This is a genomic window from Paenibacillus sp. 01T442, assembly GCF_056398345.1.
This window is the reverse complement of the sequence record NZ_JBFTPF010000130.1, coordinates 1-8,339: the sequence shown is the minus strand read 5'-3', so window position 1 is coordinate 8,339 and position 8,339 is coordinate 1. Positions and strand designations below refer to the sequence as shown.

At 41.4% G+C, this 8,339-nt stretch carries 2 protein-coding genes; both read right to left on the bottom strand.

The window, feature by feature from the left end; translation table 11 throughout:
- The coding region (locus AC1DLM_RS33810) for a beta-L-arabinofuranosidase domain-containing protein (protein WP_477572437.1) at nucleotides 1-3,984 on the bottom strand (3,984 nt) is incomplete at its 3' end.
- A 134-nt stretch (nucleotides 3,985-4,118) separates the two neighbouring features.
- Nucleotides 4,119-7,367 (bottom strand): family 43 glycosylhydrolase, encoded by a 3,249-nt coding sequence (locus AC1DLM_RS33805; RefSeq protein ID WP_477572436.1) that lies wholly within the window; start codon nucleotides 7,365-7,367, stop codon nucleotides 4,119-4,121.
- Nucleotides 7,368-8,339: the final 972 nt, after the last annotated feature.

Genomic DNA, 8,339 nt, shown 5'->3' with positions numbered 1-8,339 from the left:
CGCTTGAATCACGGTTCCCTCTGGAGCCACACCAAGCTTTGCCTGGGTAGCTGCAATCGTTCCACTGGTACTCTGAACACCAGCCTTTACCTTGAAGATTAGGTTCAGAACCGGCGTACTGGCTCCAGATATCCCTCCCMCCGTATTAGCGGTGATGAGTCTCACTTTCCCAGCGGTGGCTTTGTCCTCTGTCACGATCTGGATGTTGTTGTTTGCACTTGCCGCACTCACATAATCAAATACGTTGGAATCATAAGACAGGGTGATGTCCTGGGCATAAACACTTTCTGTCACATTGTTCAGGCTAACTCCCACTGTAAAGCTGCTTCCAGGGTTCACCATGCTGTTTGCTGAAATTGCAGCTGTTGCTGTTACTTCTTGGGCTTGCTTATTGATGTTTACGGTATAAGCTTTTTCTGTTACTCCATCTTCGGCTACCACTCTAATATTCAAATTCGTCGTGTCGGATTGTAAAGTTACTTTTCTTTCTACTGTATCGTCAATTAAAATATTATTAACATAAACCAATGCATTCGCATTTTCAGGAGTAAATTTAACTAATGCCTCTGTAGAATTATTAGGAACAGCAATTGCATACTTATTATCTATCCATGTTGCTGTCGTTCCACCTACAGTAACCCTCTGAAGATTCGAGCTATTGTTATAGTCTTTCAAAATTGAAACAGTTCCGAATAATCTGCCAACGTAATTTGAGCCTCTGTTGGCAAACTTTACAGTTACTTTTGTTTTTCCTGCTATCAAATTTGCCGGGATTTGATACCTTACATCATAAAATTGATCTGGGGTTTGGGCTGCTATGGTTTCTTCTTTAATTAGATTACCATCAACATATACATTAAAGGTTCTTCCTTTATCACCGCTATAGTATCTAGTGGAAATGTAGTTACTTACTGATGGATCAACTACCAAATCATAACTTAGCCAGGCAGCTCCCGTTGATCCAGCCCAAGCTTGACGGTACTGTTCCCCCCCAAAAGAACCTCCTCCGGTATTTCCTTGCAGGTTATGTGCCAATTCGTGCTGGTCATTTGTTATTTGCACTTCATCGATCTTGGCAATTGCCTTTTTAGCCGCAGTCTTTCTGCTCAAAATATTTTTCTGGAAAGTCGGAGRATCACTTGCAGATAAATAGAAGTAGATCCCATATCTTTCCTTGTACAATGAGTAATATGGCGTAAACTTCAAATGATTGTCTTCATCCGTATTCCGCAGAGTGAATTCTAGCTTTCCTTCTGTCTTGACCAAATTGTTTTTGACATTATGGATCCAGTCATTCACATTACCATCCTTAATAAGGATATAATCCTTAAAAGTAACGCCCGCAGGCAAATTTGCTTTCTGTGAAGCAAGATGTGGAATCGCAACCATTTGCTCTGTTCCAAGACCTGCACTTAAAACAAGAGGACCATAAGTAAATGCTGCCGCCTCAGGATTATCTTTAAGAGTTGATACTTGTACTTCCAAAGGGAACGTCAATTCAACAATATCCCCTATCTTCCATACTCGATTTATCGCCATATATCCGTTCACTGCTTCCACATTCAATGTTGCCCCGTTTATCGTCACAGCAACCTTTTGACCTTTTGCAATCCAATCTGGTGATCTAAATTTAATATTAACAGCCTCGGAAGGTGCAGCGTTTATTTTAAATGTCGCTTTATCGCTTTGAGGTATGTCTGCTTGCTGTGTCAATTGAAGACCTTTTTCAGCCCAGTTCAGTTTTGAGCCTACGTACATGTTGACATAAAGATCTTCTTCAGTATGATAATATAAACTGTCATCCAGTTTTGTATAGCTTTCCATACCGCTTCCTGTATCACACCAGAAACTATCGAACTCTGTAGAAAATACTTTGAAGTATCCTGTTCCCATGGGCTTAAAGTACGTACTCATACCGGTTTCCGGATTAATGGACGACATAATCTCATTTTGCAAAGTCTTTTCATAATAATTTGCATATTTGATATTTCCAGTAAGCCTGAACAACTCTCTAGTAAGCTTTAACATGTTGTAGGAATTACAAGTTTCATCGTTTATGTTATTCCTGTAGTTATCAAATTGCCCGGGTTCTCTAAAATGCTCATTTTCGCTATTCCCACCTGTTACATAGGTATGGTCGTTGATCACCATCTCCCAAAAATTCTCCGCTGCTTTTAAGTAAAACGACTCCGCTTCACCTAATGTCCGATAACGATTCAATGCGCCAATAAACTTAGGAATTTGTGTATTTGCATGCTTATTTGCCAATACGTCTTGACCATTTACGATTGAAGTAAACAGGGAATCTTCATCAAACATATGAGCTGCCGTTAAATGATTCGCACTATTGGTATATTTATACAATTCATACAAAGCGTCGTTTATACCGCCATATTCTATATTCAATACCCTTGTATGAGTAGCATCATCCCATGTTTGAGTTCTGTTATACGACCAATCTCCCAACTTACTTGCAATCTGCAAGGCGTCTCCATTTCCTTCGTATTTATAAATATCTACAAGCCCAGTAATAATCTTATGCATCGTATACCATGGTACCCAGCTTTGCCCTTCGATCTTTCCTTCAATAACATCAAAATGTGTTTCCGGCGTAGCGAACAGATATCCTTTACTGCTTGCATTTTGACATGCTTTCAATTCACTGATAATGTAATCTATCTTGCTCTTTATTTGCGTATTCAGTGTCGTGTTATTTATCGTTTGTTTGTAAGCCTGCGATAACGCTGTCATATAATGCCCCAATGTATGCCCTCTAAGATAGCTCCAATTGCCTTCCCAACCGTTGTAAAGCTCTGCTTTCTTAGGTAAACCTGCTACTGTTCTAAATCCCGACAAAAGGCGATCCGGATCAAGTTTTAATAAATATTCAACCTCTTTATTGAATGCATTCACATAATAAGGGTCTGTAACGTCTACCTGCTCGATGTCAAAATTTTTGATCTTTGCAGAATCACCTAAATATTTACTGGTTTTTACGACTATTGAAAATACTTTGGTTAACGTTACTGAACCATACGTTATAGTAGCTTGTATTGTAACCGGAGTATCTACCCCTGGGTCTGTAACCACCCCGGTGTTTGAAATAACGTTTGTATTTGAAGAACTCCACGAGATTATACTTCCACTTACACCTTTTGTCGGGAAAGTAAGATTACCTCTCGTTGTCTCAGGCAAAATGATTGCATCTTTGTCTTGTTGTGCAAATTTACTCTCGTCTATTACGCCGCCTTCCGCTTTATAAACGTCACGGATAGCTTCATCTGTCGCAGCTACACTGTAAATCTTGAATTCATCCAAATTCAGTTTTGAATAGCCCCCRCCATATAGGGGTGAGTTAAAACCTAAATATTTATGATCCGTATTATTTGCTGCAATGCTGCCGCCCTGTTTATTATATGAAACCTTTTGAGCAATACCGTTACGATAAATACCCACATTTTTTGTTGCGTTGTCATAAGTAACCGCGATATGGGTCCACTCTCCAACTGGATAGAATGAGCTCCGATCCCCTGTAACATACGCTTCCTGTATACTAGTTCCTGTGGACAGTTTTAATGGAACTGTATCACTCAGTATGCTTAAATACCATCCTTCTCCCATCCAATTGCCACTAGGCTTGTTCCACATGATCATGTTTTCGCCTGTTAACGTGGAATCGGGTTTCACCCAGAAGGATACAGTCAGGTTTTGGGGCTGTAATGCCGATGACGTGCCTAAATCAATATAATTATTGGTTCCATTTAGTTGTAAGGCTTTACCAACTTTACCATCCACATATTTTGGGGTGCCATTTAATACCCCTTGAACCTTTAACTCCAGTTGTTTTGAATCATTTAACGCTGCTGCATATGTCGGACTCGTGAACACGGAAAAACCTAAAATAAGATTTGCCATCAATGTTAAGGCTATAATGTTAGGTACCGTCTTCTTAATTGATTTGTTTTTACCTTTTTGAGGTTTCATTTACATTTCTCCTTGTGAATTTATTTTTAAATTGTGTACCACAATGAAGTACTGACTTTATTAGGCGGCCGATTTAAGTTTAGATGTTCATTTCGGCCGCCTTTGAAACAAATGGTTAGCAACGCTGCTATAACTTATTGGATCTTGGATGCCACAAACGCAAGATCGTTAATATCGATCTTATTATCGTTGTTCATATCAGCAATCTTGGCTGTCGCCCAGTCTGTTCCAGTAGAATTCTTACCATAATAGTATGCAACCATTGCCAGGTCGCCTACATTGATGCTTCCATCCTTGTTGAGGTCTGCGGACTTCATAACTGCTGCCTTGAAGGTATCTACTGCACTGCCCAGCGCTGTTACGCTACTATCAACCTGGGACTGTATCGCACTTTGATTGTCTTTTACAGCTTTTGCTGCGTTGAGGGCAACACCGAAAGCATCCTTGGCTGCCTGCGGGTATTGACCGGCCGCTGCACCAACAACTGCTGCGTCATACAAACTCTGTGCACTCGTAATGACTGATGTCAACGCTGTCTTATCAACAACTACTTCAATATTTCCTACTGAAATGCTCTTACTGCCAAGTTGCGCTTGAATCACGGTTCCCTCTGGAGCCACACCAAGCTTTGCCTGGGTAGCTGCAATCGTTCCACTGGTACTCTCAACACCAGCCTTTACCTTGAAGGTTAGATTCAGAACCGGTGTACTGGTTCCAGTTATTCCCCCTGCGGTATTGGCTGTAATGAGTCTAACTTTTCCGGCAGTGGATTTATCCTCTGTCACGATCTGAATGTTGCCCGTTGCACCTGCCGCACTTACATAGTCAAATACGTTGGAATCATAAGACAAGGTAATATCCTGGGCATAAACACTTTGTGTCACGTTGTTCAGGCTAACCCCCACTGTAAAGCTGCTTCCAGCTTTCACACTGCTGTCTGCTGAAAGTGCAGCTGTAGGCACTAGTGGCTGCGGCCATACTGGATCTGTGGTTGCATTGCTTGTGGTTAAATAGATTCGGTCGATGGCGAGGCCGTCTTCCCTTCCCCAAAAGTTCAATTCATGCACGCCAGCGGTGACATTCAAAGTAGCTCCGCCAAACATACCACCACTAGAACCACTGATATTAGCCCATTTAAACTGACCACCGCTAACACCTTCAATACCATTGGTCGTGAATTTATACTGATTGTCTAATCCAACGTGGACGGAGTCCGAATCGTAACCGAGAGTCTTAACAAGTATCCAAACATTGTAGGTTCCTGCGGTCGTAAAGTTGATTTTATAACCTAGTCTGGAATTGACTGCAAGAGACGCTGCATCCGTAGCTGACGCAGTGAACCCATTATTAGGCCCAAAAAACATAGCTTTCGTGGACTGTCCGTCAACAAGCGACCAGGTATGGCCACTTATAGTGCCATTTACATAGGCATTGGCAGTGTTTTCTGCTGCTGTTTCTGCCACAATGGCCACTATGGGAGGGGTATTGACAGATACAGTAATTTGGCCTGTTGCAGCTTCACCTAATACTCCCTTGAAACTTACCGCAACATTGGTTGTTCCGCTTGCTTTAGCCGTTATTGTACCGCCCGCAACATCTGCGATAGCAGGACTTGGATTGCTATAGGTTGYTGTTGTTGTTACATCTTCTGTGTGTCCATCATAATACTCAGCTGTTACTTTAAATGTTGCTGTTTTGCCAGATTCCAGAGCAACTGAAGCATTGTCGACTGTAATCGTTTTCACCGTCTGTTCATTCTTCAAGTCTTTTACAAGCATATTAAGTGTATCTGTTTTTCCGCCATAGCTTACGTCGATGCTTGTTGAGCCATAGCCCATACCGGTTACAACTCCGTTGCTGACACTTAAAATACCGCTTTGTACCGGATTTGCAGCTGCCTGAGAAGTAACATCTACACTTGTTCCATCCGTGTATATGGCTGTAACCTTTATGCTTGCCTTGTTGGTTCCGGAAACAATATCAATCTTTTGTTTATCGATGGATGCGTTGATTGCAACTAGATCATGAACAGCTGTCTTTTGCCCGAACTGCCAATAATCTACCTTGAAAAGATTACCTGTTGATGCACCCCTGAATACCATATATAGATCATGGACTCCTGTAGCACCTAAAACACTTGTTGCTTTTGTTTTCCAAACATTGTCTCCACCTGTGTTGGAAATAGGAAGCGTCCCAATCAATGGGCCATCTGCAGCATCAAGATGCAGTTCTATGGTTCCGCCGCCTGAACCACTTGCAACACTAGCTGCATATGTTCCAGCACCTGTAGCGCCAAAATCAACAGCCTCAACTTTTATATAATCTCCGTTATCAATACTACTTACATTCATTCCGCCTTGGCTGGATGGTTCTGTTGTTATACCGGATTCCCAGGCTATTGTTTCGGCTTCGTTTCTGGTATATGGGTTTAGATTGTTCGCACTGCTAGCGACACCTTCTGATGTCATATTAAATGATGGAATTGTACCGTCGGCATTATATAAGAATTTTTCTATACTAACAGAACGTTTGTAGCTTCCCCCTCCCAGCAAACCAACCTTGTGATAGAAAAAGTAGGAGTCTCCTTTAAAATCAATAATACCCGGATGGTTTGTAGAACTACTGCCTTGTTGAGGCATGACTACCCCTCTATACGTCCATGGTCCAGTCGGGCTAGTACTTGTCGAATAACGAATCGATTCCGGAAAACCGGACGCATAAGCCAAGTAGTATAGTCCATTACGTTTATATATCCAGGGGGCTTCTTCGTAATCTGGTCCAAATGCTTCTGTTGTTAATGGTACTGCAGAGATTGAACCGTTCAGCGAAATCATATCTTCGTTTAGCCTTGCATAATACAAGGCGTTATTACCCCAATACAAATAGGCCTGACCCTCATCATCAATAAATACCGTCGGGTCAAGATCATCCCATGAATGACTTGCATATGTGGTCATATCATTCGTAACAAGAGGCGCACCAATTGCATCCTTAAAAGGACCTGTGGGACTGTCTGATACAGCAACTCCTATGGCTATTCCTCCTTTACCAGATATCGTAGAAGAAACCGCTACATAGTAGTAAAACTTTCCATTTCGGTAAATAACCTGTGCCGCATTGGCATCCTGAGTCTGGTTTGCCCATTTAAATGCAGTGACATCCAGTACAGAACCATGATCGGTCCAATTCACCATATCTGTTGAAGAATAACATTTCCAATCAACCATTTTATAGGAAGTTGTAGCTACATCCAGATCATGCCCAGTATAAAGATACACAGTACCGTCGTACACCAATGGAGCAGGGTCAGCGGTATAAACGGTTTGTACGACTGGGTTATCTGCAAAGGTTACAGACGAAAAAATCGTTGAAGCAATAGACATTATAGATAAAAGGCTAAAGATTTTTTTCATGAACAAATCTCCTCCATAGACATATAGAATGGATATGGACTGGGAGATAAAGAATCCCCGTCCATATCCTTACATAATGAATCTTTTAGTCTATCTTGGATGCATCAAACGCAAGATCATTAATAACAATTTTATTATCGTTGTTCATTTCAGCAATCTTGGCTATGTCTCACCATCTGAATCACGGTTCTCTCCGGAGTCACGCCAAGTTTTGCCTGAGTTCCTCCCACTTTCGCTCAATCTAAAAAATAATGTTTGACCATTTGTACGAATAGACATTGGCGTTTTCATCAATGAGACTGCCAAACCTGTAGTGGCCCATGGCGACAGAAAGCGCTGAAGGTTCTATTTGCTGAAAAGCTGCAAGAAATGATGAAGGCAGAGCTCGACACGCATTTGCCTATATTCTTAGGAAGTATTTACCAAACACTTCCGAAATCACCTCCTTTACCTCCATCCAGCGAGAGTCTATCTTGTTAATACTTGCACTTATTAGCTGCCTTGAAAGCGGTTTCCATAATTATATCCTAGAATATTCAGGAAAAAAATGTAATTTCCTTATTCGAAAGTGTAATTTATTATCCATTCCTTTGTTATCACTATTCAATTTTCGCCACTTCAGCACCAGTAGTAAATGCTGTAGGCGCCAGAGGCTCAAAAGGTATTAGGCTAAGAGAAAAAGACAACTTCTCCCCCAAAAAGTGGAGTAGAAGTCGCCATTTTTTTAACAAGTATGAAAACGAGAGTAAGATACTTATTGAAGTATCTGGGATGCCACAACCGCAAGATCACTAATATCAATCTTATTATCGTTGTTCATATCAGCAATCTTGGCTGTCGCCCAGTCTGTGCTATTGGAATTCTTACCGTAATGGTAAGCTTACCGTAATGGTAAGCTACCATCGCAAGATCACCTACATTGATGCTTCCATCCTTGTTGAT